We start from the raw sequence: 23,652 nt of genomic DNA, 5'->3' as shown, positions 1-23,652 counted from the left end.
GTCAGTATCCCTCGCCGGAGGGCGCGGGCGCGCCATCGAGCCCGGCCAGCACCGCATCGAGCAGACCGCTGGCACCGAAGCGGAAAGTCGCCGCCGATACCCAGTTCGCGCCCATGATCTTGTCGGCGAGCGCCAGATAGCCGGCTGCATCCTCCAACGTGCGAATGCCGCCGGCCGGCTTGAAGCCGACATCGCGGCCATGATCGCGGCGGGTCTCCTCGATCACCGTCAGCATCACCTCCGCCGCCTCCAGCGTCGCGTTGACCGGCACCTTGCCGGTGGAGGTCTTGATGAAATCGGCCCCGGCGCCGATGGCCACGCCGGCGGCGGCATGAATCAGCAGTGGATCGCCGATCTCGCCGGTTTCCAGGATCACCTTCAACAGCCGGTCGGCGCAGGCCGCGCGCACCCGCCGGATCTGCTCCTCGGCAAAGCCCCGGCGTCCGGAAACAAAAGCGCGGTACGGCATGACGAGATCGATCTCATCGGCGCCATCGGCCACCGCCTGCCGGGTCTCGGCAACCACCTCAAGCGTCTTGTCGCCGCCGTCCGGGAAATTGACCACGGTGGCGACCTTGACCCCGGAGCCGGCAAGGCAGGAGGCGGCGCGGGCGACGAAACGAGGCCAGACGCAGACCGCCGCCACAGCGCCGAAGTCGGTCACCGCGCGCGCGCAGAGCGCGTCGATATCCGCATCCTGGCAATGGTCGTCGAGATTGGTGAGGTCGATCAGCGGCAGGGCGCGGCGCGCCACATCGGCCGCGGTCAGGTCAGTCATCGGCAAGGTCCTTCGCGAAGCGCCGGATCAGCGTCTTCAGGGCATCGACCGCAAGCAAGGCGGTCGACTTGGTTTCATCGTGGGACAGGGCGTGCGGCTGCAGCCCCGCGCCATAATTGGTAATGGTGGAGATGGCCGCGACCTTCATGCCGAGGAAGCGCGCCAGAATGACCTCCGGCACGGTCGACATGCCGACCGCGTCGGCGCCAAGGGTCCGGGCCATGCGGATTTCCGCCGGGGTCTCGAAGGACGGGCCGGAGAACCACATGTAGATCCCTTCGCCAAGGGCGATGCCCTCCGCCTCGGCGATGCGGCGAATGCGGCCGCGCAGCCCCTCGTCATAGGCCGTGCTCATGTCGAGGAAACGTGCCTCGCTCTCCTCGCCGATCAGCGGATTAAGGCCCGACCAGTTGATGTGATCGGAAATCAGCATCGGCGTGCCGGGGCGGAACTCCTCGCGCAGGGAGCCGGCGGCATTGGTCAGAAGCACGGTATCGCAACCGAGTTCCTTCAGCGTTTCCAGCGGTGTGCGCATGACACCGGGAACGCCGCTCTCGTAGTAATGCGCCCGGCCCGACAGCACCGCGACCGGCACCCCTTGCAGGGTCCCGGCCACCAGTTCGCTGCCGTGCGAGGACACGGAAGACACGGGGAAACCCGAAAGCTTGGAATAGGAGATGCGCACCGCATCCTCGACCTCGTCGGCGAGCGAGCCAAGACCGGAGCCGAGGATCAGTCCGAGACGGTACTTGCCCGGACGGGCAGCGCGCACCACCGTGGCGCATTCGGGACCATAACCACTCATGCGCTCGCGCTCTCCCCTGCCTCCAGCACGAAGCGTGCCGGCAACAATTCCCCAATGGTGTAGTTCTTTCTCAAGCCCGACAGGTCGCAGATATGCACCACCACGTCGTCGGAGGCGAATTCGGCCAGCCGCTGGCGGCAGCCGCCGCACGGGGTGCACAGGGCGGCATCGGCCATCACCAGCACCTCGGCCACTTCCCGTTCCCCCGAACAGATCATCTTGCCCAGCGCGGTTGTCTCGGCGCACCAGCCCTCGGGAAAGCTGGCGTTCTCCACATTGCAGCCGGCATAGATCTTGCCATCCTTGCCCAAAACGGCGGCACCGACGGCAAAGCCGGAGTATTTGTCATAGGCATTGGCGCGCGCAGCAGCGGCCGCGGCAAACAACTCATCGAATCGAGACATCAGGTTCGCTCCTTGACGTAGGCCACGCCGCCGGCCTTGGGCGGAACGGCGCGGCCAATGAACCCGGCCAGCAGCACAACGGTCAGGATATAAGGCAGAGCCTGGATCGCCTGCACCGGCACTTCGCCGATGCCGGGTATTTCCTGACCCTGCAACCGGATTGCCGCGGCGTCAAGAAAGCCGAACAGCAGGCAGGCGAACATCACCGGAACCGGTTTCCATTTGGCAAAGATCAGCGCCGCAAGAGCGATGAACCCCTTGCCCGCCGTCATGTCCTTGATGAAGCCGGCGGACTGGGCCACCGACAGGTAGGTACCGGCGACGCCGCACAGGATGCCGGTGCAGATCACCGCCCGGTAGCGCAACCAGGTGACCGAGATCCCCGCCGTATCGACCGCAGCCGGGTTCTCGCCGACCGCCCTGAGGCGCAGACCAAAGCGGGTGCGGAACAGCACCCACCAGGTCACCGGCACGGCGAGGAAAGCCACGTAGACCAGAAGATTGTGGCCGGACAGAAGCTCCGAATAGAGGCCGCCGATCACCGGCACATCGCGCAAGGCCTCGGCGAAGGGCAACTGGATATTGGTGAAGCGCCCGTCGCCGGACAGCGGCGGCGTGCGCCCGCCCTGACGGAACCAGTCCTGACCCAGCAGCGCCGTCAGGCCGATGGCGAGAAAGTTGATGGCAACACCGGAGACGATCTGGTTGCCACGATGGGTGATGCAGGCAAAGCCGTGCACCAGCGCCAGCGCGATGGCAACCAGGATGCCGGCGGCGAGCCCTGCCCAGGCCGAGCCCGTGACGGCGGCGGCCGCACCGGCGGCGAAGGCAGCGCCGAGCATCTTGCCTTCCAGGCCGATGTCGAACACGCCGGAGCGTTCCGAATAAAGCCCGGCGAGCGCGGCAAGCAGCAGCGGCGTTGCCAGACGCACGGTGCTGTCGAGAATGAGGATCAGGGTGTCGAACATGATGGCTTCCCCTTCCTCACGCCGGCTTCGAGGCCGGCGCGGCGATAATGCCGAACAGGCGCAACAGCAGCGGCCGGAACATATGCTCCAGCGCGCCGGCGAACAGGATTACCAGCCCTTGGATCACCACGATCATGTCGCGGGTGATCGCCGGCATCTCGAAGGCAAGCTCCGCCCCGCCCTGATAGAGGATGCCGAACAGGATCGCCGCCAGGACGATGCCGACCGGGTGGGCCCGGCCCATCAGCGCCACGGCAATGCCGACAAAGCCATAGCCGGAGACGAATTCGATCAACAGCCGGTGCTGCGAGCCCATGATCTCGTTGATCGCCATCATGCCGGCGAGCCCGCCGGAAATCAGCATGGTGACGATGGTGATGCGCACCGGCGAAATGCCAGCATAGACCGCCGCTCCCGGGCTGGCGCCGAAGGTGCGGATCTCATAGCCGAGCCGCGTGCGCCAGATCAGCACCCAGACCAGAACGCAGGACAGCAGCGCCAACACGAAGGAAAGGTTCACCGGTGCTGAGCCGAAATCCACCCCCGGAAGGATCGATTGCAGCAGCGGCAGCCGGCCGCCGGCCTCGAAGGTACGGGTTTCCGGCTGCATCGACCCGGTCTTGGCCATCACGTTGACCAGCAGATAGACCATCAGCGAGGCGGCGATGAAATTGAACATGATGGTGGTGATCACCACATGGCTGCCGCGCCTGGCCTGAAGATAGGCTGGCACCAGCGCCCAGAGCGCGCCCGCCGCCGCCGCCCCGGCCACCGCCACCGGCAAGGTGACCCACCAGGGCACGAAACGGTCGAGCGCCAGACAGGCAAGCGCGACCCCGAGCCCGCCGAGATAGGCCTGGCCCTCGCCGCCGATGTTGAACAGCCCGGCATGGAAGGCGACCGCGACCGCCAGCCCGGTGAAGATGAAATTGGTGGCGTAGAACAGGGTGAAGCCGATCCCCTCGTTCCAGCCGAGCGCGCCCCAGACCAGGATCCGCACCGCCTCGACCGGGTTCTCTCCGATCAGGAGCACCACCAGCCCGGAGACCAGAAACGCCGCCACCACATTGATCGCCGGCATCAGGCCGTAATCGGCCCAGCGCGGCAATTGCCCAGCCCTCATTCCGCCGCCTCCTGCGCCGCACCGGCCATCAACAGCCCCAATTCGCTTTCGTCCGTCTCCGGCGCCCGCTCGCCAACCACCCGGCCGTCGAACATCACCAGCACCCGGTCGGCCAGCGCGCGGATCTCGTCCAGCTCGACCGAGACGAGCAAGACCCCCTTGCCGGCATCGCGCAGGGCGACGAGCCGCTTGTGAATGAACTCGATCGCGCCGATGTCGACACCGCGCGTCGGCTGACCGACCAAGAGGATCACCGGATCGCGCTCGATCTCCCGCGCCAGCACGATCTTCTGCTGGTTGCCGCCGGAAAACCCGGCGGTGCGCAACAGGCAATCGGGCGGGCGAATGTCGTATTTCTCGATCTCCGCCCGCGCCGCCTCGCGGATCGCGCCGATATCGAGCATCGGTCCACGGCCGTAGGCCGGATCGCGGTGGTAGCCGAGGATCGCGTTCTCGTATTCGCTGAAGCTGGTCACCAGCCCCATGCGGTGCCGGTCCTCCGGCACATGGGCAAGCCCATGCCGGCGCATGGCGGCGGCATCGACCGGGTTCCGCGCCAGATCCAGGCGGGTGCCGTCGATGGTCACCGCGCCGGAGCGCACCGGACGGATGCCGGCGATTGCCTCCAGCAGTTCCGACTGGCCATTGCCGGACACCCCGGCAATGCCGACGATCTCGCCGGCGCGCACCTCGAAGGAGACATCGCGCACCACATCCACCCCGCGCCCGTCGCGGGCGGTCAGGTTCTCCACCTGCAGCACCGGGCGTCCGGGCGAGGCCGGCTGTTTTTCCACCTCCAGCAGGACCCGCCGACCGACCATCAGCTCGGCCAACTCGCCCATGGAGGTCTTCGCGGTCTGCCGCGTTGCCACCATCTCGCCGCGCCGCATCACCGACACTTCGTCGGTGATGGCCATGATCTCGCGCAGCTTGTGGGTGATCAGAAGGACCGTCTTGCCCTCGTCGCGCAGCACCTTGAGGATGCGGAACAGGTGATCGGCCTCCGCCGGGGTCAGCACCCCGGTCGGCTCGTCGAGGATCAGGATATCGGCGCCGCGAAACAGCGCCTTGAGGATCTCCACCCGCTGCTGCAAGCCCACGGGCAGATCCTCGATCACCGCATCCGGATCGACCTTCAGGTCGTAATCCTCGGCCAGCCGCTTCAGCGTCGCCCGGGCGCGGGCCACCCCGCCGGCCAAAAGCGGGCCGCCCTCGGCGCCGAGAATGACGTTTTCCAGCACGGTGAAATTCTCCACCAGCATGAAATGCTGATGCACCATGCCGATGCCAAGGGCGATCGCCGCCTGGCTGTCGGCGATGGTCACCGGCCGCCCATCGACGCGGATCTCGCCCGCATCCGCATGATAGAAACCGTACAGGATCGACATCAAGGTCGACTTGCCGGCGCCGTTCTCGCCGACAATGCCATGGATCGAGCCCTTGGCGACCTTCAGGTCGATGTCCTTGTTGGCCCGCACGGAGCCGAACCGCTTGTCGATACCGACAAGCTCGATGGCGAGCGGGGCGGTCACGGCGCGCAGCTCCCGTCGCGCGCCATATCGTGAACGATGATCCGGCCGGCGGCGATGTCCGCCTCGGCGCGGCGGGCCGCCGCTTCCATGTCCGCCGTGATCAGGTCCCGGTTGTTGGCGTCGATCACCCAGTCCATGCCGCCCTCCTTCAGGCCGAGCACGTGTACGCCCGGCGTCCATTCGCCGGAAAGCTCATCGAGAAAATTATCCAGAACCGCCGCATCGACCCGCTTGCGGATCGAGGTCAGCACCTTGCCCGGGTGCAGGCCGTTCTGGTTGCTGTCGGTGCCAATCCCCAGCTTGCCGGCGTCGGCCGCCGCCTGGAGAACGCCGATGCCGGTGCCGCCAGCCGCCTGGATGATCACATCCGCGCCGCGCGCGATCTGCGACCGGGCCAGCTCCGCGCCGCGTGCCGGATCGGCGAAGGCCGCCGGCGTGTCGCCGGCCATGTTGAACAGCACCCGCACATCCTTCGACACCGAGGCCGCGCCCTGCCGGTAGCCGCACAGGAAGCGCCGGATCAGCGGGATGTCCATGCCGCCGACGAACCCGATGGTGCCGGTCTTTGAGGCCATCGCCGCCAGCAGCCCGGCGATATAGGCGCCCTCCTGTTCGCGAAAGGTCACCGAACGCACATTCGGCGCCGTCACCACCATGTCGACGATGGAGAAGCGCGCCTCGGGAAAGGCCTTGGCCGCCGCGCCGACGGCCTCCGCCTGGTTGAAGCCGATGGCAACAATCGGCGCATAGCCGCGATTGGCGAAATTGCGCAGCGCCGGCAGGCTGTCCGCATCCCGGGCGATCTCGAAGTCGCGATAGCTCTCGCCGGTCTTCTCCCGAAACGCCTCCGCACCGCGATAGGCCGCTTCGTTGAACGAGCCGTCGAACTTGCCGCCAACCGAATAGACCAGCGCCGGCTCGGCCAATGCCGGCGACATCGCAACCGGCATCAGCAGCATCGCCGCCACAAGGCTTGCGGCTCGCAGAAGGATGTTCATCTCGCGTCCTCTCGCATCAGGACGGTGGGTCGCTCGCCGGAAGCGGGCCCGGCTCGAAAAAACGGCGCCCCGCCAACCGAAACGGCAGGGCGCCTGGCGTCAGGCTCAGAACGGGCAGTCGTTCGTGGCCATGTAGTCATGCACCTTGATCTTGCCGGCGATGATATCGGCCTTGGCCTGATCGACCGCAGCGATCATCTCCTTGGTGATCAGCTCCTTGTTGTGCTCGTCATAGGCCCAGCCGACACCGTCCTCGGCCAGCCCGAGCGAATAAAAGCCCGAGGTCCACTTGCCGTCACGGGCATCGGTGAAGGCCTTTTCCACGGCCACATCGACGCGCTTGGTCATCGAGGTCAGGACCGAGCCCGGATGCACGCCGTTCTGGTTGGAATCGACGCCGATCCCCAGCTTGCCGGCATCGGCCACTGCCTGGAGAACACCAAGACCGGTGCCGCCGGCCGCGTGGTAGATGACATCGGCGCCGCGATCCATCTGCGACTTGGCCAATTCGCCCCCCTTCACCGGGTCGGTCCAGGCCGCACCGGTGGTGCCGGTCATGTTCTCGAACACCTCCGCATCGGCCTTGGTCTCGAGCACACCCTGCTTGTAGCCACAGGCGAACTTGCGGATCAGCGGAATATCCATGCCGCCGACGAAGCCGACCTTGCCGGTTTCGGAGGCCATCACCGCCAGCTTGCCGACAATGTAGGAGCCCTCATGCTCCTTGAAGACAATCGAGCGCACATTCGGCAGATCGACGACCATGTCGACGATGGCGAACTTGGTGTCGGGGAATTCCTTGGCCACCTTCTCCAGCGCATTGGCATAGGAAAAGCCGATGGCCACCACCGGATTGGCGCCGCGCCGGGCGAAATTGCGCAGCGCCTGCTCGCGCTGGCTGTCGTTCTGGATCTCGAAATCGCGATAGGCGATGCCGGTGTCGGCCTTGAACTTCTCCGCGCCGACATAGGCGGCCTCGTTGAAGGACTTGTCGAACTTGCCGCCAAGGTCATAGGCGAGCGCCGGCTGGATCTCCTGCGCGGCGGCACCGCCGGCCGTCAGCGCAAGCGCGGCTGCTCCGAGCAAAAAGAGTTTCTTCACGTGTCATACCTCCAGCTGTTGGCCCAGCCCGTCTTCATGCGGATCTGGCCCGTTGTGTCCCGTCCGCCGCGACCAGGGCCCGGCCCAGGGTCTCGTCGACGATCAGGTCCGTGATAATGCCTGCGCGTAGTGCCGCGCGGGTTGCCTCGCTCTTGCCGGTGCCGCCGGCCAGCGCCACCACCCGGGCGCCGCGCACCGCCTCGAACGGCAGGCCCACCGCCTTGTCGTTGAGCCGGGCGCGCACAAGCGCGCCATCGCGGTCGATGAACCGCCCCATCAGATCGCAGACGGCGCCCGAAGCGATCAGGTCGCGCTGCTCGTCGCGGGAAATCAGGTCGCGGCGGATGAGGTGCCCGTCGTCTTCCACCGATCCGATGCCGATGACGAACAGGTCCGAGGCGCGCGCCCGTTCCAGAAGCGCCTGCACGCTGCGCTGCTTCAGGAACATGTCCCGTTCGTCGACGCTTTCGGCCAGATAGGGCACCGGCAGGTAATAGCCCTCGCCGCCGCTGCGCTCGGCCAGATGCTGCACCACATCGAAGGGGTTGGCGGAGAGTTTTCGCGTCAACGATCCGGAAATCGACACGATCCTGAGGTCGGGACGCTGGATCCTCGGCATCAGGTCGACCGATGCCTTCAGGGTCCGGCCCATGCCGACACCAACCTGCGAGACCGAGGCATTGCCGAGCAGATTGGCCAGATGCTCGCCGGCCAGCTCCGCCACCGCCTGGATCGGCGCATCCGCGCCGGCGCCACCAATATCCGGCGCGACCAGGCAGGACGCCAGGCCATGGGCATTCATCAACGCCGCTTCGAGCTCCAGGCAATCGGTCGGCCGCCCTTCGACCCGAAAACGCACCAGCCCGGTACGCTGCGCATGGGCAATCAGTCGATGAACCTTGGCCGAGGAGATTCCAAGACGGGAGGCGATCTGCCCTTGCGTCGCTCCGCCAACGAAGGACATCCAGGCCGCGCGAATGGCCATGTCTGTGATCCCGTCGCCCTGCCGCATGACCGGGTTCACCTCCCCTCATCCGCACCGCCCCGCGCTCTCGCCGTCAGACCGACGGGCGCGTCGGGTCCACTTACCTCTGGTGGCCGAAAAAATATTCAGCTTATGGGATTTCTTTCAAACGAGACTGCCCCACCCATCCAGTGAGGTCAAGCGCCTTGTCCAGCCACCCGGCGCCACAGCTTCGCAGTGGTGCGCATCGCGGCGGAAGCCCCCTGATGACACAGCGATCTTCACATTCCCTGCAAGACAGGAACGACATATGGGCAGGTGACCCCAGTCACATTCCGCAGAAAAATTATAACAAATTTACAAATTCTCATGATCTCAACCAGACGTTTGTACAAATATTGTTTTTCTAAAAAAGATTAAAAACATGATACACTTCCACAACTCTCAAGATTCGGCCCGCGCCCTACTTCCGTGAAGTTCTGCGCAAGTCGATCAAGGCAACGGAAACATCGGCGGGCATACCCCGGCGATGCGGTGAGAGGTCGCGCCTGAGACTATCCCGGCGCGCGCCACTCACCCCGCGGGCTGGATGCTCGCTTCGTGAATCTGACTTGATGATGGACTCGTCAGGTCCGGACGGTAACCGGCCAAAGATCCGGCCCCGCAACTCCGGGCTCAAAAGGCGAATTGGGGGATGGCAAGCACAGGGACACGAAACGCGGCAGGAGCCCGCCACACCGGTTGAAGGAGGTTTCGACCATGGGCGTTCTCACGTTCTCCCGCGACATGCGGTCATGCTGGATCGCGCGCATGCTGATCGGGCTGTCCCTGATCTTTCCGCTTCTGTTCACTGCCGGGCCGGCCTGGCCGGCGGGCAATCCCACCATCTTCGGATATGCCTATGATCCGGATGCGGAAGTGGATGTGGAACTGATCCTGGCCGTCGACATTTCGCAATCCATGGACCGGGACGAACAGGAGGTGCAACGCGCCGGCTATGTGGCCGCCCTCACCTCGCCGCAGGTGGTCGACGCCATTCGCTATGGTCCGCTCGGGCGGATCGCCGTCTCCTATCTGGAATGGGGCGGGGTTGGCGAACACTACATCGTCGCCGACTGGTCGGTGATCAGCGACCGTGCAACCGCCGCCGCCTTTGCCGCCAGGATCGCCGAGGCGCCGCTGCACCATCGCCAGCGCACCTCCATCGCCTCCGCCCTGGCCCAGGCCATGACCATGATCGCCGGCAACCGCTATCAGGGCATCCGCAAGGTGATCGACATCTCCGGCGACGGCCCCAACAACCAGGGCGGCGCGGTCACCGAGTTCCGCGATCGCGCCATCGCCAATGGCATCACCATCAACGGCCTGCCCCTGATGTTGAAATCGGCGAAGGACGACTGGCAGGCGATGATGCATATCGACCACTATTATGAGGATTGCGTCATCGGCGGCCCCGGACATTTCTCCGTGCCGGTCCGCTCCAAGGAGCAGTTCGCCAACGCCATCCGCATGAAGCTGATGCTCGAGATCGCCGGACTGTCGCCGAACACCGGCCGGATCATGACCGCGGCAATGCGCCGGCCGATCAACTGCAGCCTCTACGACTGAGGCTGCCCGGCGCCGTTTGTGGGCGGGAGCCAAAGCCCAATCCGCCCGCAAACGGCTTTCCCCCGGCGGTGGAAGCCTGTACATCCTGAAGGTTGAAAACCTGCGACAGGATCGCCCCTTGACCGAGACACAGCGCCTGGACCGCCCGACCCTTGCCCTCATCGCCCATGACGCGAAAAAGGAGGAGATGGTCACCTTCGCCCGCCTCAACACCGCCAAGCTTGCCGACTACAAGCTGATGGCGACCGGCACCACCGGCGGACGCATTGGTGAGGCCTGCCCCGATCTCAATATTATCCGGCTGAAGAGCGGCCCGCTCGGCGGCGACCAGCAGATCGGCGCCATGATCGCCGAGGGGCGTCTGCACGGGCTGATCTTCTTCGTCGACCCGCTGACACCGATGCCGCATGATGTGGATGTGAAGGCCTTGATGCGTCTGGCGCTGGTCTATGACATCCCGATGGCGCTCAACCGCTCGACGGCGGAAATCCTGCTTCGTTCGGCCCGTCTCACCGGCCTTGCCACCAGTTCGCAGACACCGGAAATCGCCAAGAACCGCTCATGACCACCTCCACCTCGTCCCTCAAGGGCTTCCGCTTTCCCGTGCTGGTGGCCGATATCGGCGGCACCAATGCCCGTTTCGCCATCGTCCGCGACGCCCATGCGCAGACCAAGGCCTTCGAGCCGGTCAGCACCGCCGGGTTTCCCGGTTTCGCCGAGGCGGCGACCGCCAGCGTCTTCAACCACACCGCATTGATGCCGCGCACCGCCGTGATCGCCGTCGCCGGACCGGTTACCGGCGAGACGATCCCGCTCACCAACGCCGACTGGGTGATCGACCCAAAGGAGCTGATCGCCCAGTTCGGCCTGGAAAGCGTGATCGTGCTCAATGACTTCGAGGCTCAGGCCCTTGCCCTTCCCGGGCTCGAGGGCGCGGCCGTCGAACAGCTCGGCGGCGGCGCCCCGGTGCCGTTCGGCGCCAAGGTGGTGCTCGGCCCGGGCACCGGACTTGGCGCGGCGGCGATGATCCACGCGGCCAACACCTGGATCCCGGTGCCCGGCGAGGGCGGCCACATGGAGCTGGGGCCGGTCGATGCCGAGGACATGCGGATCTGGGACCATCTGGAACGGGTCGGCGGACGGGTGGGCGCCGAACAGGTGCTCAGCGGCTCCGGGCTGGTGCGCCTGTCGCGCGCCGTCGCCGAAGCCGAAGGCCAGAGCCGCCGGTTCGAAAGCGGCGCCGCCGTGACCGAAGCCGCCGACGCGGGCGACGACGTGGCGCTGCGAACCGTCGCCTGTTTCGTCCGGGCGCTCGGCCGAGTAGCCGGAGATCTGGCGCTGGCCTTCCTGGCGCGCGGCGGGGTCTATCTCGGCGGCGGCATTCCGATGCGGATCGAACGGCACCTGCGCGCACCTGCCTTCCGCGCCGCCTTTGAGGCCAAGGCCCCGCATGATGCCTTGATGCGCACCATCCCCACCTATCTGGTGCGCCATCCGAACCCGGCGCTGGAGGGGCTGGCCAGCTTCGCCCGCACCCCCGCCCTGTTCGCGGTGGAACTGACCGGCCGCCACTGGTCCGCGCAGGAATCCTCTGCCGGTTGAGGTCCCCCTCGCTCCGTAGAGCACTCGCCCCTGACGATATCGCCGCATCCCCCTCGCGGCTCTTCGAAATGACGCAAATGCCCCATCCCAACCGCCCCACCCTGCCAATCGACGCGGTGTTGCCTGAGCTTCTGGACACGCTCGCCGCCCACCCCTCGGCGGTGCTTGTCGCCGAACCGGGCGCCGGCAAGACCACCGCCGTTCCGCTGGCGCTGCTCGATGCCGACTGGCGCGGCGAGGGGCGCATTCTCGTGCTGGAGCCGCGCCGGCTGGCCGCCCGGGCGGCGGCGGCGCGCATGGCCGCGCAGCTCGGCGAGGAGGTCGGTGACACCGTCGGCCTGCGGGTTCGGCTGGAAACCCGGGTTTCGGACCGAACCCGGATCGAGCTGATCACCGAGGGGGTGTTCACCCGGATGATCCTCGACGATCCGGAGCTGACAGGGGTCGCCGCCATTCTGTTCGACGAGTTTCACGAACGCTCGCTCGATGGCGATCTGGGGCTGGCGCTGGCGCTCGATGTGCAATCCGCCTTGCGCGAGGACCTGCGCCTCCTGCCCATGTCGGCGACCATCGACGCGGCCGGCGTCGCCCGGCTGCTCGGCGACGCGCCGGTGGTGTCCTGCGCCGGGCGCAGCTTCCCGGTGGAAACCCGCTATCTCGGCCGGGAGACGGGCGCGCCGCTGCCGGCGCAGATGGCGCGGGCGATCCGCCAGGCGCTCGACAACGAGAGCGGCTCGATCCTCGCCTTCCTGCCCGGCCAGGGAGAGATCCACAAGGTTGCGGACCTTCTTGCCGCCAACCTGCCCGCCGGCGTCGACCTCGCGCCGCTCTACGGGGCGCTGACGGCCTCCGCCCAGAACGCGGCCATCCGCCCGGCACCGGAGGGACGGCGCAAGGTGGTGCTGGCCACCGCCATTGCCCAGACCTCCCTGACCATCGAGGGGGTGCGGGTGGTGATCGACAGCGGCATGGCCCGGGTGCCGCGCTACGAGCCAGCCACCGGGTTGACCCGGCTGGAAACCGTGCGGGTCTCGCGCGCCGCCGCCGATCAGCGGCGCGGCCGTGCCGGACGAACCGAGCCGGGCATCTGCTACCGGCTGTGGGACGAGGCGCAGACCCGGGCGCTTGCCGCCGACGACCGGCCGGCAATCCTTGAGGCGGATCTGTCGCGGCTTGTTCTCGACCTCGCCGCCTGGGGCGTCACCGATCCGGCGATGCTGCGGTTTGCCGATCCGCCGCCCACCGCCGCCTGGTCCGAAGCAGTATCGCTGCTGCGCTCCCTGCATGCCCTTGACGCGGGCGGCGCGCTCACCAGCGCGGGCCGGCGCATGATGCGCCTGCCGCTGGCGCCGCGCCTTGCCCATATGCTGATCGCCTCGAGGGAAGAGGACGCAGGCGGGCTTGCCGCCAGAACGGCGGCGGTGCTGTCCGAAACCGGCCTTGGTGGCCGCTCCACCGACCTGCGCGACCGGCTGGCCGGCCTTGCCCGGGGCAAGGACCCGCGCACCAGCGCCGCCCGTGATCTCGCCGAACGCTGGCGCAAACAGGCCGGACTGCCCCGGGGCGGGGCCGAACCAGAGGCGGCCGGCCGGGTGCTGGCACTTGGCTATCCGGACCGGGTCGCCCAGGCGCAGGACGGGCGCGGCGGTTTCCGCATGGCCAGCGGACGCGGCGCCCGGCTTGAAGAGAGCGACCCGCTCGCCCGCGAGGATTTTCTGGCCATCGCCGAGGTGCAGGGCACGGCCGCACGCGGGCGCATCCTGCTCGCCGCCCCGCTGACACGCACCGATATCGGAGAGCTGTTCGCCGAGGATATCACCGATGAGGTTGCGGTCACCTGCGACGCGGAAGGCAAGGTTCGCGCGAGGCGGCGCCGGATGTTCGGCAAGCTCCGGCTATCGGAAGAGATCGAGCCGGCGCCGGATCCGGACAGGGTCGCGGCGGCGCTGTCCCGCTATCTGAAGGACAAGGGCGCCGGCGCGCTCGATTGGTCGAAGACACAGCGGGCCTTGCGCGCCCGCGTCGGCTTCCTGCGGCAAAGGCTCGAACCGGAAGCGGCGGCGGACTGGCCGGACCTCTCCGACGCGGCGCTGACGGAGACAATGGACGACTGGCTCGCGCCCTATCTTGCCGGGCGCAGTCGGGCCAGCGAGATCGGCCCGGACATCCTTGGCGATGCGCTTTCCGGGCTGTTGCCGCAGCACCGGATGGCGGAGCTGGAACGGCAGACGCCGACCCATTTTTCCGCTCCCTCCGGCTCGCACGTGCCGATCGACTACGACCGGGAGGACGGGCCGACGCTGGCCATCCGCGTGCAGGAGCTGTTCGGCCTCGACCGGCATCCGGCGATTGCCGGCGGGCGGGTGCCGCTAATTCTGGAGCTTCTCTCCCCGGCCCATCGGCCCATCCAGATCACCCGGGATCTGCCAGGGTTCTGGCGCGGCTCCTGGGCGCAGGTGAAATCGGAGATGAAGGGCCGCTACCCCAAGCACCCCTGGCCGGACGATCCCGCCTCCGCACAAGCAACCGCCCGCGCCAAACCGCGCGGCACGTGACCCCCGAGTGGCACACCGCAGCCGGAACGGCGCCTTGGCGCCGTCCGGGTTAGCAAGGCAAGAGACGCCCGCTCAGTCCTCCTCGGCCATGGCGATCAGGCTGGCGTTGCCGCCGGCGGCAGCGGTGTTGATCGACACCACCTGTTCCAGCGCGAAGCGGCCGAGATAGGCCGGACCGCCGGCCTTCGGCCCGGTTCCGGACAGGCCCGACCCGCCGAAGGGCTGGGTGCCGACCACCGCGCCGATGGTGTTGCGGTTGACATAGACATTGCCGACGGACAGCCGGTCGACCACCTGCGCCACGGTCGCATCGATGCGGCTGTGCACCCCGAGGGTCAGGCCAAAGCCGGTGGCGGCGATCGTCTCCAGCATCTGCGGCAGTTCGGCGGCCTTGTAGCGCACCACATGCAGGATCGGCCCGAAGGTCTCGCGGGTCAGCGCATCCGGTGCGTCGAGTTCGACGATATGCGGCGCGACCCAGGTGCCGCCGGCAAAACTGCCGCCGGGCACCGGGCCGGAATACACCACCTTCTGCGAGGCCCGCATGTCCTCAAGATGGGCGTTCAGCTTGTCCCGGGCCGCCGCGTCGATCACCGGGCCGATGTCGCAAGCCGGATCGGCCGGATCGCCCAAGGACAATTCCGCCGCCGCGCCCTTCAGCATCTCCAGTTGCTTGTCGGCGACATCCTCCTGCAGATAGAGAAGCCGCAGGGCCGAACAGCGCTGCCCGGCGGAGCGGAAGGCGGACATCATCACATCGTCGCAGACCTGTTCCGGCAGAGCGGTGGCATCCACCAGCATGGCGTTGACGCCGCCGGTCTCGGCGATCAGCGGCACGATCGGCCCGCGCTTTTCCGCCAGCGCCCGGTTGATCGCCCAGGCGGTTTCGGTCGAGCCGGTGAAGGCAACCCCGGCCACCCGCGGCTCGGCGACAATCGCCGCGCCCAGCTCCCGCCCACCGGGCGCGAACAGGAACACATCGCGCGGCACACCCGCTTCATGGATCAGCTTTGCCGCCTCATAGGCGATCAGCGGCGTCTGTTCCGCCGGCTTGGCGATCACCGCATTGCCGGCAAGCAGCGCCGCCGTCACCTGCCCCAGATAGATCGCCAGCGGGAAGTTCCACGGCGAGATGCAGACGAAGACGCCGCGCCCACGCAGACGGTAGCGGTTTTCCTCGCCCGTCGGCCCGGGCATCAACACCCCTTCGCCAAAGCTGCGCTGCGCCTCGGCGGCGTAGTAACGGCAGAAATCGACCGCCTCGCGCACTTCCGCCAGCCCGTCGGGCAGGGTCTTGCCGCCCTCGCGGGCCAGCAGCGCCATCAGCCGCGGGGAATGCTCCTCCAGAAGATCGCCGAGCCGGGCAATCGCTGCGGCCCGGGTTTCCACCGGGGTCCGTGACCAGCGATCAAAGCCCTTGCCGGCGACATCGAACATCGCCGTCACCTCGCCGGCAGACGCCTCGCGCACCCGTCCGGCGCGGGTCACCCCGTCGGTGGGCGAGAGCACCGGACGACCAAGGCCGCCCGCCGGCGCGCCGGGATAAAGCGGCGCGGCATCATCGACCGGCGCGGTATGCGCGGCCATGGCGCTGACCAGCCCGGCCCGCTCCTCGGCCCAGCCGAATTCGAGACCGGCGGAGTTCTGCCGGCTCGTGCCGTAAAGCCGGCCGGGCAGCGGGATCTTCGGATTGCGCGCCCGGGTACCGCCGGCCAGCGCCTCTTCCGGCCGCGCCAGCAGCCGGGCGATCGGCACGGAGGCATCGCCCACGGCGGAGACGAAGGAGGAATTGGCGCCGTTCTCCAGAAGGCGGCGAACCAGATAGGCGAGCAGATCGCGATGGCCGCCGACCGGCGCATAGATCCGGCAGGGGTGCCCGTCGCGCTCGGTCACCGCCTTGTAAAGGCTCTCGCCCATGCCGTGCAGCCGCTGGAACTCAAAGCCGCCGCTATCGCCGGCGAGGGTGACGATCTGCGCCACCGACAGGGCATTGTGGGTGGCGAACTGCGGATAGATATGCGGGCGAGCGGCAAGCAGCGCCCGGGCGCAGGCGAGATAGGAAAGATCCGTCGCCGCCTTGCGCGTGAACACCGGAAAATCGTCAAGCCCCCGCTCCTGCGCCCGCTTGATCTCCGTGTCCCAATAAGCGCCCTTGACCAGCCGCACCATGAAGCGCCGGTCAAGCCGGGTCGCCAGATCGACGATCCAGTTGACCACATCAAGCGCCCGTTTCTGATAGGCCTGAATGGCAAGGCCAAACCCGTCCCAGCCGGCAAGCGAGGGATCGGCGGCGACCACGGCGAACAGGTCGAGCGAGATTTCCAGCCGGTCGGCCTCTTCCGCATCGACGGTGAAGTTGAGGTCATGACGCTTGGCGGCCTGCGCCAGTTGCAACAGCCGCGGCGCCAGCTCATCGCGCACCCTGGCGCCCTTGACCGCCTCGTAGCGCGGATGCAGCGCCGACAGCTTGACCGAAATCCCCGGTCGGGCCGGCAACTCCTTCTTGCCCGCTGCCTTGCCGATGGCCTCGATCGCCGCCGCATAAGACTGGAAATAGCGCTCGGCATCGGCGGCCGTGCGCGCGCCCTCACCCAGCATGTCGTAGGAATAGCGGTAGCCCTTGGCCTCCTGGCCGGCCGCGCGTTGCAGCGCGTTCTTGATCGTCTCGCCGAGCACGAACTGATGACCGAGAATGCGCATCGCCTGACGGGTGGCACCGCGCACCGCCGGCATTCCCATGCGCTTGACCAGCGAGGCAAGGATCGTGTCCGGCTTCTCGCCCGGATGGATCAGCCGCGAGGTCACGCCCAGCGCCCAGGAGGAGGCGGAGACCAGCCACGTGTCGGAAGGGCCATTCTCCGTCTCGTCGAAGCGGGCGGCGGCGAGCTTGTCCTCGATCAACTTGTCGGCGGTGGCCGCATCCGGCACCCGCAGCAGCGCCTCGGCAAGCACCATCAGCGCCAGCCCCTCGCGGGTCGACAGGCCGTATTCCCGGAGGAAATCCTCCACCCCGCCGAGACCACCAATCGCCGAGCGGATGGTCTGGATATAGCCGGAGGCAAGATCGTCGATCCGACTTTCCTCGGCCGCGTCGAAGCCGGCCGCGCTGATCAGGCGCCGCACCGCCTGTTCATCGCCGGGGGCATAGGGCGCGCGAAACGGGGCAAGCGCCCCGGTCGCATCGGATGGGGAAACAGAGGCCTGAAACGGCGGGGTCTGCAACGGCTGGCTCACAACACACTCCTCCACAAGCGCACAGGATCGACCGATCCGAGGTTTTCTCTATTATACCGCCTTATTCTCTGTTATTTTCACCAAATTATTAACTGAATTTAGGGCTAAACTCCATGGAAGGCGAAAATTTCGCGAATTCCCCTAGTCTGGACAGGACCGACCGCAGGATCCTCGCCGTCCTGCAAAGCGAAGGGCGCATCACCAACACAGACCTGGCCGCGCGGGTGAACCTGTCGCCGACGGCAACGGCGGAGCGGATGAAACGCCTCGGCCGGGATGGCTATATTCTGCGGTTTTCCGCCGAGCTCGACCCGGAGCGTCTCGGCCTCGGCCTGCTGGTGTTCGTGCAGATCAAGCTGGACCGTACGACACCGGATGTGTTCGACGCCTTCGCCCGCGCGGTGAAACGCGTGCCGCAGGTGCTGGAATGCCACATGGTGGCCGGTGGGTTCGACTATCTGGTGAAGGCACGGGTGGCGGACATGACCGCCTATCGGCGCCTGCTCGCCGATGTGGTGCTCGACCTGCCCGGCGTGCGCGAAACTCATACCTATGCGGTAATGGAGGAGGTCAAGGACACCCATGTCCTGCCGCTCTGACCGATAGCCGCCTTCGAGGCTGTCGTCACGAAGCCGTGTCTTGACCCGCCGGGGTGGCTCTTGCACCTAACAAATAAGAAGGAGACCCGCCCATGCTTCACCGCCTCGCGCCGCTCGCCGCGCTTTGCCTCGCCACCTCCCTGCTGATCGGGACGCCCTCGGCCCGCGCCGAGACGCCGGATCCGAAGGACTGGCCGGCGGTGCTGGAGGCGGCGCGCGGACAGACCGTCTATTTCCACGCCTGGGGCGGCGAGCCGCGCATCAACGCCTATATCGACTGGGCCGGGGCGGAGGTGAAGACGCGCTATGGCGTGACCCTGCGCCATGTGAAGGTCGATGACGCGGCGACCGTGGTCGGGCGGATCGTGGCGGAAAAGGCAGCCGGTCAGGACAGCGGCGGCGCGGTCGATCTGGTCTGGATCAACGGCGAGAATTTCGCCGCACTGAAGAAGGCCGGCCTGCTGATGAGCCCGGGCTGGGCACAGGACCTGCCCAACTGGCCTTTGGTCGACACCGTGGCAAACCCGGCGGTTCTGACCGACTTCACTGAACCGACCGACGGGCTGGAGAGCCCCTGGGGGCTGGCCAAGCTCGTGTTCATGCATGACAGCGCCCATGTCCCCTCCCCGCCCCGGAGCCTTGAGGCGCTCGCCGACTACGCCGCGCGCAACCCGGGCCGCTTCACCTATCCGCAGCCGCCGAACTTCCACGGCTCCACCTTCCTGAAACAGGTGCTGGCGCAGACCATCGCCGACCCGGAAAAGCTCAGCCATCCGGTCGATCCGGCCAGTTTCGACGCCGATATCGCGCCGATGCTGGCCTATCTCGACGCGCTGCATCCCCATCTCTGGCGTCAGGGCCGGGCCTTTCCGCAAAACGTCGCGGCCTTGCGGCAGTTGCTCGACGATGGCGAGATCGACATCGCCTTCAGCTTCAACCCTTCCGATGCGTCGGCCGCCATCGCCGCCGGCGAATTGCCGGACACCGTGCGCAGTTTCGTTCTGGACGGCGGCACCATCGGCAATGCCCATTTCGTGGCGATCCCCTACAATGCCAGTGCCAAGGCGGGCGCTCTGGTGGTCGCCAATTTCCTGCTGGAGCCGGAGGCGCAGGCGCGCAAGCAGGACCCGGCCATCTGGGGCGATCCGACCGTTCTGGCGCTCGGTGCCCTGCCAGCCGCGGACAAGGCCCGGTTCGCGGCGCTGGATCTGGGCATCGCCACCCTGCCGCCGGAAGACCTCGGCCCGGTGATCGACGAGCCGCACGCAAGCTGGATGGTGCGACTGGAAGAGGTCTGGAGCCAACGCTACGGGACCCGGTGAGCGCCATCCGCCCCGGCCGGGAGCTCGCGTCATGCTGAAGCTGGCACCGCTTGGAACGCTCGCCCTGATGCTGGGGCCGGTGATCGCCGGATTGGCCGGAACGGTGCTGCCCGCCTTCGGCTATATGCCAACGCTCGGCGGCGACAGCCTGAGCCTTGCCCCGTTTCGCGATCTTCTGTCCCGGCCCGGGCTAGCCACCTCGCTGGCCCTCAGCCTCGGCACCGGGCTTGCCGCCAGCCTTGGCGCCTTCATCATCGTCATCCTGTTCACCGCCGCCTTCGAGGGCGGACGGCTCTTCCGGGTCATGCGCGCGCTGTTGTCGCCGCTCCTCGCCGTGCCACATGCGGCGGCGGCCTTCGGACTTGCCTTCCTGATCGCCCCGTCCGGCTGGGCAATGCGGCTCCTGTCCCCTTGGGCCACCGGCGCGACCCGGCCGCCGGACCTTCTCATCATCGGCGATCCTTACGGCCTGTCGATGACCCTGGGGCTGATGGCCAAGGAGGTGCCGTTTCTGCTGCTGATGGTGCTCGCTGCCCTGCCGCAAACCGATTCCTTGCGTGCCCGCAACGTGGCGACCGGTCTTGGCTATGCCCGCGTCGCCGGCTGGCTGAGCGCGGTGCTGCCCCGGCTCTATCCGCAAATCCGCCTGCCGGTCTTCGCCGTGATCGCCTATGCCACCTCCGTCGTCGATGTCGCCATCATCCTCGGCCCGACCACGCCGGCGCCGCTGGCCGTGCGCCTCGTCGGCTGGATGCGCGATCCGGATCTTGCCATGCGCTTCACCGCCTCCGCCGGGGCCCTCTTGCAACTGAGCGTCAGCGCCCTTGCCATCGGCCTGTGGGTCGCCGGCGAGCGGCTGGTGGCGCGGATCGGCCGCGCGCGGCTACGGGCCGGACGGCGGCAGGCCGGCGAGCGCCCCTTTGCCGCCGGCGCGGCGCTGGCGATGGGCGGGTTGACCGCCGCGCTGCTTGCGGGGCTTCTCGCCATCGCCCTTTGGTCCTTCGCCGGACGATGGCGCTTCCCTGGCGCCTTGCCCGACACGCTGACGCTGACGAGCTGGCAGGCCCATCTTGGCCACCTCGGTGCGGCGAGCACGGTCACCCTTGTCATCGCCGTGCCGGTGACGCTGACAGCGCTGGTGCTGGCACTGGCCTGTCTGGAAGGCGAGACCCGAAAAGGGATCGCCCTGCGTCACCGGACCCTGCCCTTGCTCTATGTGCCGCTGATCGTGCCGCAGATCGCCTTCCTGTTCGGCTTTCAGATCCTGCTCTTGACCCTCGGGATCGCCGATACCCTGCTGGCGGTCGGCCTCGCCCATCTGGTGTTCGTACTGCCTTACGTGTTTCTCGCCCTGTCCGATCCGTGGCGGGCAATCGACCCGCGTTACGGCCATGTGGCCAGCGCGCTGGGGGCCTCGCCAAACCGCATCTTCTGGCGGATCCGCCTTCCGCTGGCCTTGCGCGCCGCGGCCACCGCCGCCGCCCTCGGCCTTGCGGTCTCGGTGGCCCAGTATCTGCCGACGCTTTTGATCGGCGGCGGGCGCCATGCCACCATCACCACCGAGGCCGTCGCGCTTTCGGCCGGCGGCAACCGCCGCCTGATCGCACTTTACGCCATGACCCAGATGATCCTGCCCTTCCTCGCCTTTTCCCTTGCGGCCCTCGCACCGGCGGTCGCCTTCCGCCGGCGCCAGGCCTTGCGGGCCTCCGCATGAGGGACGCCAAACCCACCCCCGCCCCCGAGACGCCGCCGCCGGCAGGACTGGTGTTCGATGGGGTGCGGATCGCGCGACAGGGCGTGCCGCTGATCGCGCTTGATGCCCGGGTCGCGCCGGGGGAGGTGCTGACGCTGATGGGTCCATCCGGCATCGGCAAGTCGACACTCCTGGCCTATGCCGCCGGCTTCCTCGACCCGGCCTTCAGCGCGCAAGGGCGTGTTCTCGTCGGCGGGCGAGATGTCACGGACCTGCCCGCGCACCGGCGCCATGTGGGCTTGCTGTTTCAGGACCCGCTGCTGTTTCCGCACTTAAGCGTTGGCGACAATCTCGCCTTCGCCTTGCCGGAGGCGATCCGGGGCCGCAGCGCCCGGCGCGATGCGGTGCACCAGGCCTTGAGCGAGGTGGAGCTCGGCGGCTACGACGCCCGCGACCCGGCGACCCTGTCGGGCGGGCAAAAGGCGCGGATCGCGTTGATGCGGGTCTTGGTGTCGGAGCCCCGGGCGCTGCTGTTGGACGAGCCGTTTTCCAAGCTCGACACGGGGCTGAAGGCGCAGATGCGCGATCTGGTGTTCGGCAAGGCGCGCAGGCGCGGGCTGCCGGTGCTGCTGGTGACCCATGATCGGGACGACGCGGCAGCGGCCGGGGGGCCGATCATCGACCTGTCCCCCGGCGCATAGTGGCCGATTACTCGGCTTCGTTGGCGGCGCCGGCCTGCAACTGACCGTAACGCTCGACGCCGATCTGCTCGATCAGCTCAAGCTGCGTCTCCAGATAGTCGATATGCCCTTCCTCGTCGGCCATCAGCTCTTCGAACAGGCGCAGGGACACATAGTCGCCGGCGGTGTTGCAGACCTCACGGGCCTCCTTGTAAAGCGCGCGGGCAGAGTATTCGCCGGCCAGATCGGCCTCGACGACCTCCTTCAGCGACTGGCCGATCCGCAAGGGATCGAGGCTCTGCATGTTGGGGAAGCCCTCCAGGAACAGGATCCGCTCGATCAGCTTGTCGGCGTGCTCCATCTCCTCGATGGATTCCTCGCGCTCCTTCTTGGCCAGCTTGGTATAGCCCCAGTCATCCAGCAGCCGGTAGTGCAGCCAGTACTGGTTGACCGCCGTCAGTTCGTGGCGCAGCGCCTTGTTGAGATAGTCGATGACCTTGCTGTCACCCTTCATGTTCCGCCTCCGGCTGTTCCGGTGACCGCTCCCGGCCACCTTGTGATTCTTCATGAATGATCGGGATGATGGCCTTGAAGCAACCGCCGCAGCGCGGCCGCTTGCCCAGCGCGCGAAACACCGCGCCCGGCGTGACGATCACGCCATCGGGACCGGACTGCAGCTCGCGCGCGGCGCGGCGCAATTCCTTATCCGTCAGCACATTGCAGGAGCATACAATCACGCGCTTATCCGGCTTCGACGCGACGAGGCGGATTTCCCTCGTCAACTGAACTGTCCCCGCCTACATATGGAAGCCGGTGACGAGATGCAATTCGTTTGCCCCCTTACCCTTAGTGAAAGGCCCTCCACGCATGACACCCGACGGTGAACGAAAGACCCTTGTCCTGACCGGAGCCAGCCGGGGGATCGGCCATGCGACGGTGAAGCGGTTTTCCGCCGATGGCTGGCGGGTGATCACCTGTTCGCGCCAACCGTTCTCCGACAAGTGTCCCTGGCCCTCCGGCCCGGAGGATCACATCCAGGTGGACCTGTCCGATCCGGAGAACCTCGGGGTCGCCGTCGCCGAGATTCGCAAGCGGTTGGAGGATGGCGGCTCGCGTCTGCATGCGCTGGTCAACAATGCCGGCATCAGCCCCAAGAACGAGAACGGAGACCGGCTCAACTCTCTGACAACACCGATGCACCTGTGGCGCACCGTGTTTCAGGTCAACTTCTTCGCCCCGATCCTGCTGGCGCGGGGGCTGTTCGACGAATTGGCCCGGGCGCGCGGCGCGGTGGTGAACGTCACCTCGATCGCCGGCATCCGCGTCCACCCCTTCGCCGGCACCGCCTATGCGACCTCGAAGGCGGCGCTCGCCAGCCTCACCCGGGAAATGGCCGCCGATTTCGGCCAGCACGGCATCCGCGTCAATGCCATCTCACCGGGCGAAATCGATACCTCGATCCTGTCGCCCGGCACCGAGGAAATGATCGGCGACATTCCGTTGCGCCGGCTGGGAACACCGCTGGAAGTTGCCGAAACCATCTTCTTCCTGTGCAACGCCCCCTCCTCCTATGTCACCGGAGCAGAAGTTCACGTCAATGGCGGACAGCATGTGTAACCACCTGCCCCGAATAGCTATTTCCCTACAAGATCAAGTGCGGAAGCCACCTCTCAAAAAGGCAATTCC

Annotated in this window: 21 protein-coding genes; 9 read left to right on the top strand and 12 right to left on the bottom strand. The window is 67.2% G+C overall.

The genetic code is table 11. The annotated features are described in order from the left end of the window. Position 1: 1 nt before the first annotated feature. The 9 genes from deoC to IEV83_RS08345 all read right to left on the bottom strand — a co-directional run bounded on the left by deoC (position 2) and on the right by IEV83_RS08345 (position 8,694). Positions 2-778, bottom strand: coding sequence for a deoxyribose-phosphate aldolase (deoC, locus tag IEV83_RS08385; RefSeq protein WP_181760981.1), 777 nt, complete (start codon positions 776-778; stop codon positions 2-4). Continuing rightward, entirely contained in the window at positions 771-1,583 is an 813-nt protein-coding gene (locus IEV83_RS08380) for a purine-nucleoside phosphorylase (RefSeq protein WP_181760982.1), read from the bottom strand. The genes deoC and IEV83_RS08380 overlap by 8 nt, the downstream gene beginning before the upstream one ends. Next, the gene (gene cdd / locus IEV83_RS08375) at positions 1,580-1,987 is read right to left on the bottom strand and encodes a cytidine deaminase (RefSeq protein WP_181760983.1); all 408 of its coding nucleotides are present in this window, start codon (positions 1,985-1,987) and stop codon (positions 1,580-1,582) included. Before cdd ends, IEV83_RS08380 begins: the two co-directional genes overlap by 4 nt. Further along, positions 1,987-2,955, bottom strand: a complete 969-nt coding sequence (locus tag IEV83_RS08370; protein ID WP_181760984.1) for an ABC transporter permease — start codon at positions 2,953-2,955, stop codon at positions 1,987-1,989. The genes cdd and IEV83_RS08370 overlap by 1 nt, the downstream gene beginning before the upstream one ends. 16 nt (positions 2,956-2,971) lie before the next feature. Continuing rightward, entirely contained in the window at positions 2,972-4,078 is a 1,107-nt protein-coding gene (locus tag IEV83_RS08365; protein WP_181760985.1) for an ABC transporter permease, read from the bottom strand. Continuing rightward, complete coding sequence (locus IEV83_RS08360; RefSeq protein WP_181760986.1) at positions 4,075-5,610, bottom strand: ABC transporter ATP-binding protein; 1,536 nt, start codon at positions 5,608-5,610, stop codon at positions 4,075-4,077. Before IEV83_RS08360 ends, IEV83_RS08365 begins: the two co-directional genes overlap by 4 nt. Beyond that, complete coding sequence (locus IEV83_RS08355) at positions 5,607-6,608, bottom strand: BMP family lipoprotein (protein WP_181760987.1); 1,002 nt, start codon at positions 6,606-6,608, stop codon at positions 5,607-5,609. Before IEV83_RS08355 ends, IEV83_RS08360 begins: the two co-directional genes overlap by 4 nt. Before the next feature lie 105 nt (positions 6,609-6,713). Then, complete coding sequence (locus IEV83_RS08350) at positions 6,714-7,709, bottom strand: BMP family lipoprotein (RefSeq protein ID WP_181760988.1); 996 nt, start codon at positions 7,707-7,709, stop codon at positions 6,714-6,716. A gap of 34 nt (positions 7,710-7,743) precedes the next feature. Further along, complete coding sequence (locus tag IEV83_RS08345; RefSeq protein WP_181760989.1) at positions 7,744-8,694, bottom strand: sugar-binding transcriptional regulator; 951 nt, start codon at positions 8,692-8,694, stop codon at positions 7,744-7,746. A gap of 738 nt (positions 8,695-9,432) precedes the next feature. On the opposite strand from IEV83_RS08345, the gene IEV83_RS08340 reads away from it, so the two are divergent. The 4 genes from IEV83_RS08340 (at position 9,433) to hrpB (ending at position 14,438) form a co-directional block, all read left to right on the top strand. Further along, positions 9,433-10,281: a DUF1194 domain-containing protein gene (locus IEV83_RS08340; RefSeq protein ID WP_209003050.1), complete on the top strand. Its 849-nt coding sequence runs from the start codon at positions 9,433-9,435 to the stop codon at positions 10,279-10,281. 136 nt (positions 10,282-10,417) lie between these two features. Further along, positions 10,418-10,846 carry a methylglyoxal synthase gene (locus IEV83_RS08335; RefSeq protein WP_209003092.1) on the top strand — a complete coding sequence of 143 codons (429 nt, stop codon included), beginning with the start codon at positions 10,418-10,420 and terminating at the stop codon, positions 10,844-10,846. Beyond that, a complete protein-coding gene (locus IEV83_RS08330; protein ID WP_181760990.1) occupies positions 10,843-11,883 on the top strand; it encodes a glucokinase in 1,041 nt (346 codons plus the stop codon). The genes IEV83_RS08335 and IEV83_RS08330 overlap by 4 nt, the downstream gene beginning before the upstream one ends. Positions 11,884-11,960: 77 nt before the next feature. Beyond that, entirely contained in the window at positions 11,961-14,438 is a 2,478-nt protein-coding gene (hrpB, locus tag IEV83_RS08325; protein ID WP_181760991.1) for an ATP-dependent helicase HrpB, read from the top strand. A gap of 72 nt (positions 14,439-14,510) precedes the next feature. Here hrpB and putA read toward each other — a convergent pair whose 3' ends face one another. After that, positions 14,511-17,672, bottom strand: coding sequence for a bifunctional proline dehydrogenase/L-glutamate gamma-semialdehyde dehydrogenase PutA (gene putA, locus IEV83_RS08320; protein ID WP_371873423.1), 3,162 nt, complete (start codon positions 17,670-17,672; stop codon positions 14,511-14,513). A gap of 113 nt (positions 17,673-17,785) precedes the next feature. Between putA and IEV83_RS08315 the strand changes: the two genes are divergently transcribed. From IEV83_RS08315 to IEV83_RS08300, 4 genes are all read left to right on the top strand, one after another. Next, a complete protein-coding gene (locus IEV83_RS08315) occupies positions 17,786-18,271 on the top strand; it encodes an Lrp/AsnC ligand binding domain-containing protein (RefSeq protein WP_181760992.1) in 486 nt (161 codons plus the stop codon). Positions 18,272-18,363: 92 nt separating this feature from the next. Then, positions 18,364-19,593 (top strand): ABC transporter substrate-binding protein, encoded by a 1,230-nt coding sequence (locus IEV83_RS08310; RefSeq protein ID WP_181760993.1) that lies wholly within the window; start codon positions 18,364-18,366, stop codon positions 19,591-19,593. Between the two features lie 31 nt (positions 19,594-19,624). After that, positions 19,625-21,307, top strand: a complete 1,683-nt coding sequence (locus tag IEV83_RS08305) for an ABC transporter permease (RefSeq protein ID WP_181760994.1) — start codon at positions 19,625-19,627, stop codon at positions 21,305-21,307. Continuing rightward, positions 21,304-21,987: an ATP-binding cassette domain-containing protein gene (locus IEV83_RS08300; RefSeq protein ID WP_181760995.1), complete on the top strand. Its 684-nt coding sequence runs from the start codon at positions 21,304-21,306 to the stop codon at positions 21,985-21,987. Before IEV83_RS08305 ends, IEV83_RS08300 begins: the two co-directional genes overlap by 4 nt. Positions 21,988-21,994: 7 nt before the next feature. Here IEV83_RS08300 and bfr read toward each other — a convergent pair whose 3' ends face one another. Both bfr and IEV83_RS08290 read right to left on the bottom strand, forming a co-directional pair. Next, positions 21,995-22,480: a bacterioferritin gene (gene bfr, locus IEV83_RS08295; protein WP_181760996.1), complete on the bottom strand. Its 486-nt coding sequence runs from the start codon at positions 22,478-22,480 to the stop codon at positions 21,995-21,997. Continuing rightward, positions 22,470-22,703 carry a (2Fe-2S)-binding protein gene (locus tag IEV83_RS08290; protein ID WP_181760997.1) on the bottom strand — a complete coding sequence of 78 codons (234 nt, stop codon included), beginning with the start codon at positions 22,701-22,703 and terminating at the stop codon, positions 22,470-22,472. The genes bfr and IEV83_RS08290 overlap by 11 nt, the downstream gene beginning before the upstream one ends. A gap of 130 nt (positions 22,704-22,833) precedes the next feature. Here IEV83_RS08290 and IEV83_RS08285 point away from each other — a divergent pair, with 130 nt between their 5' ends. Further along, complete coding sequence (locus tag IEV83_RS08285) at positions 22,834-23,583, top strand: SDR family NAD(P)-dependent oxidoreductase (RefSeq protein WP_181760998.1); 750 nt, start codon at positions 22,834-22,836, stop codon at positions 23,581-23,583. Positions 23,584-23,652: the final 69 nt, after the last annotated feature.

This window comes from Stappia taiwanensis (genome assembly GCF_014635285.1).
GTDB lineage: Bacteria > Pseudomonadota > Alphaproteobacteria > Rhizobiales > Stappiaceae > Stappia > Stappia taiwanensis.
This window is presented reverse-complemented; position numbering and strand designations above follow the sequence as displayed.

What these genes read in the sequence shown, in the direction of transcription:
- bfr (WP_181760996.1), bottom strand. Translation starts at nt 22,480, where the DNA reads ATGAAGGGTGACAGCAAGGTCATCGACTATCTCAACAAGGCGCTGCGC.
- IEV83_RS08330 (WP_181760990.1), top strand. Translation starts at nt 10,843, where the DNA reads ATGACCACCTCCACCTCGTCCCTCAAGGGCTTCCGCTTTCCCGTGCTG.
- IEV83_RS08380 (WP_181760982.1), bottom strand. Translation starts at nt 1,583, where the DNA reads ATGAGTGGTTATGGTCCCGAATGCGCCACGGTGGTGCGCGCTGCCCGT.
- IEV83_RS08310 (WP_181760993.1), top strand. Translation starts at nt 18,364, where the DNA reads ATGCTTCACCGCCTCGCGCCGCTCGCCGCGCTTTGCCTCGCCACCTCC.
- cdd (WP_181760983.1), bottom strand. Translation starts at nt 1,987, where the DNA reads ATGTCTCGATTCGATGAGTTGTTTGCCGCGGCCGCTGCTGCGCGCGCC.
- IEV83_RS08315 (WP_181760992.1), top strand. Translation starts at nt 17,786, where the DNA reads ATGGAAGGCGAAAATTTCGCGAATTCCCCTAGTCTGGACAGGACCGAC.
- IEV83_RS08365 (WP_181760985.1), bottom strand. Translation starts at nt 4,078, where the DNA reads ATGAGGGCTGGGCAATTGCCGCGCTGGGCCGATTACGGCCTGATGCCG.
- IEV83_RS08345 (WP_181760989.1), bottom strand. Translation starts at nt 8,694, where the DNA reads ATGGCCATTCGCGCGGCCTGGATGTCCTTCGTTGGCGGAGCGACGCAA.
- IEV83_RS08300 (WP_181760995.1), top strand. Translation starts at nt 21,304, where the DNA reads ATGAGGGACGCCAAACCCACCCCCGCCCCCGAGACGCCGCCGCCGGCA.
- hrpB (WP_181760991.1), top strand. Translation starts at nt 11,961, where the DNA reads ATGCCCCATCCCAACCGCCCCACCCTGCCAATCGACGCGGTGTTGCCT.
- IEV83_RS08340 (WP_209003050.1), top strand. Translation starts at nt 9,433, where the DNA reads ATGGGCGTTCTCACGTTCTCCCGCGACATGCGGTCATGCTGGATCGCG.
- IEV83_RS08305 (WP_181760994.1), top strand. Translation starts at nt 19,625, where the DNA reads ATGCTGAAGCTGGCACCGCTTGGAACGCTCGCCCTGATGCTGGGGCCG.
- IEV83_RS08355 (WP_181760987.1), bottom strand. Translation starts at nt 6,608, where the DNA reads ATGAACATCCTTCTGCGAGCCGCAAGCCTTGTGGCGGCGATGCTGCTG.
- IEV83_RS08370 (WP_181760984.1), bottom strand. Translation starts at nt 2,955, where the DNA reads ATGTTCGACACCCTGATCCTCATTCTCGACAGCACCGTGCGTCTGGCA.
- deoC (WP_181760981.1), bottom strand. Translation starts at nt 778, where the DNA reads ATGACTGACCTGACCGCGGCCGATGTGGCGCGCCGCGCCCTGCCGCTG.
- IEV83_RS08285 (WP_181760998.1), top strand. Translation starts at nt 22,834, where the DNA reads ATGACACCCGACGGTGAACGAAAGACCCTTGTCCTGACCGGAGCCAGC.